The organism is Kitasatospora sp. NPDC024654, assembly GCF_055559155.1.
Genome location: NZ_JBVHLF010000036.1, coordinates 80,438 through 83,060 on the forward strand (window position 1 = coordinate 80,438; position 2,623 = coordinate 83,060).

Consider the following 2,623-nt stretch of genomic DNA (forward strand, 5'->3'; position numbering starts at 1 on the left):
TGCATGTTGCTGTTCGCGTCGATACCGACCACGTCCAGCTTGCCATCACCGTTGAAGTCCCCAGCCGCCACCCGCGCCGGACGCGGAGCCGCCGGCGCGTCGTCGACGATGTTGTTGTAGCGGTAGGCGCCGTAGTAGCTGGTCGGCCAGCCCTCCAGGCTGGAGCTGTTGATGTTGGCCGAGGTCGGGCCGTGCGTCGGGTCGTTGGAGTTGCTCTCGGCGTAGTAGGTGAAGTCACCGTTGGCCTGGTTGGTCCAGTTGGCGAACAGGAAGGTGTGCTCGGCGGTGTAGTCGAGGATGTCGCCGGACTTGAGGTCGGAGAAGTTCTCCTGGGTGGAGACGCTCGGCAGGGTCGAGGTGACCAGGCTGGAGTTGAGGTGCCAGGCCATCGACACGTAGCCGGAACAGTCCTCTCGGTAGGTGGTGCCCTGGGGGTCCGCGGCGTAGCCGCCCTGGTTATACGGGACGTGGTTGTCGACCCAGTACTGGGCGCGGGCCAGCACCTCGCTGCGGGTGATCTGACCGCCGATGCCGGAGGTGGCGTGCGCCTGCGGAGCCGCGGTGAACAGGGAGGCGGCGGCACCGGTGGCGACCACGGCGGCGAGAGTGCGCAGGGAGTGTCGGGAGAAGCGGGACAAGGCGAGCCCTTTCTGGGGGTGCGGGTTGGCGAACCACGCGTACGGCGGATGAGGTGACCGCTGGTCAGTTACTCGTAGAGGTCGTCAACTGTGCTTCGATGACGGCGAGTTGCTTCGCGTCGTCAACGGGCGTCTGAGGGGTGGCACCGGTCGTGGTGGCCGGCACCGCGTACTGGAGGACCGTCAGCACGCTGCCGCGCTGGACCACGTAGATGTGGTTGGTCTGGCGGCCAGGAGCGGAGAGCGGAGCCACTCCGGTCCACTGGCGGGCGTAGGCGGCACCGTCCGCGGTGGTCGCGGTCCGGCTCACCTGCGCATCCGGGGTGATCTTCGAAGCGGTCTGCAGGGCGGCTGACTTGGCCTGGCAGCCGTCCATCGCGGCGAGCACCGCGCGGTAGGAGTCCTGGGCGGCGGCAGCGTCGGCGAAGGTGAACGAGTCCTGGATGGCAGGGGTGTCGAAGGAGCTGACGTAGCCCTGTTGCTGCCAGGTCGCGGCAGCGTTCACGACGGCGCACTCGTTGAGCTGGATCTGGTGGTGGACGGGCTGGGTGTGCGGCGGGGCGATCGGCTTCCACTGGGCCGCCGTGCTGTCAGGCAGTTGGGCGGCGGGCAGCGGGGCCGGCGGTGCGGCCACCGAGTTCGGCGCGGCAGCGGAACCCGCCGGGCCGCCGCTGGGTGCGGGCACCGCGGGCTTGGCCGCCCCCGAGGCGCCCGGCGACCCGGCGGTGCTCGACGACGCGGTGACGGTGGGTGAGCCGGCCGCCGGCGCGCTGACCGGGGCCGGCGGGCCCGCCGAAGCGCTGACCGAGGCCGGCGGGCTGACCGGAGCACCGGCCAGGTCGAGGGCGGTGGAGTGTGTGCCAGTGGTGAGGGCCACCGTCACCACCGCGCCGGCGGTGAGGACGGACAGGGCGGCAGTGGTCCGAAGCACTGCCGACTTCTTGAGCTTCACGGTGAACTTCTCCTTGATTCGGGCATGGCTGACCCGTCGGCCTGGCGATCGATGAGGGAGCGTGGCGCTCAGCGGAGTCCGCGCGGCCGAGAGGGACGGCTGCCCTGCAGGAGCAGCGGTCTGGAGTGGCCGCGGGTGGAGCGGGGAGAACCGCCTCGGGGTCAGCTGCCCCAGCTCGTGTCTTTCGGGGGCGCGGTGACGCTGGTGGCGACGGCGCCCCGCGAGGTGGCGGCGTCGGCGGCCGCGGGGATCAGGAGAGCGGCGGCGCGGGCGGGCGTGGCGACCGCGGCGGCCCTGGCGGTGCGGAGCATGATCGTAACCCCGTTCTGGGTAGCTGGAGGTGACGGCGATCCGGTGCCGCGTCCCGCGGTGACGCCTCGTCCGGTGTTGCCCGCCGGGCGGTAGTTCCCTGCTGGCGAGTACCAGCTTCGTCGGGATCCAGGGCCGGTGGAAGGCGGATCAGGTGGACTGAACCGGCCCTGGCCCGTTCAGTCCACCTGGGCCGGAAGCGGACAGCAGCCGCTCGTGGCGGGACAGGGTGAACAGGCGGGCGGGATCCACGGGCAGTGGACGCGGCATCCGTGGCGGCCGTCGAGCGGTGGCGCAGCCGGGCTCGGTCGATCGGCGCCCGCTCCTCGCCGGGTCGGGGGCATCGGTCAGCCGCATGTCGGCGGCTGGCAGGATCAGCCGGGTACCGACCCAGCACGACAGAGGACATCGTGCGGCGAGCAGTGAAGCGATTCGTGGTGCGGACGGCCGGTCGCGGCCGGCGCGGGGACCGGTTACTCCGCACCCCGCACCAGGACAGGGCCGACGGTGTGGGCGCACCGGACAGCTGTCGCCACCGGCCTGCCGATCCCGCAGAACCGGCAGTGGAACAACACGGAAGACACCCCCGCCGATCCACGACCAACCGTGAACCGACGGCGCGGCTCAGACCCGAATCCGCAGGTAGTGGCCGACGGCTGGTCAGTTGATCTCTGTGCTGGCCGTTGGCGCCGTTGCGGTGTGTCTGGGTAGGCGGACGGCCCGG

General features: G+C 71.3%; 2 protein-coding genes and 1 pseudogene. All 3 read right to left on the minus strand.

The window, feature by feature from the left end; genetic code table 11:
• Positions 1 to 638, minus strand: a pseudogene (locus tag ACZ38L_RS21790) (FG-GAP repeat domain-containing protein); the annotation flags it as partial.
• A 64-nt stretch (positions 639 to 702) separates the two neighbouring features.
• Positions 703 to 1,590: a hypothetical protein gene (locus ACZ38L_RS21795; RefSeq protein ID WP_465696017.1), complete on the minus strand. Its 888-nt coding sequence runs from the start codon at positions 1,588 to 1,590 to the stop codon at positions 703 to 705.
• Positions 1,591 to 1,751: 161 nt separating this feature from the next.
• The gene (locus ACZ38L_RS21800; RefSeq protein ID WP_465696018.1) at positions 1,752 to 1,901 is read right to left on the minus strand and encodes a hypothetical protein; all 150 of its coding nucleotides are present in this window, start codon (positions 1,899 to 1,901) and stop codon (positions 1,752 to 1,754) included.
• Positions 1,902 to 2,623 lie beyond the last annotated feature (722 nt).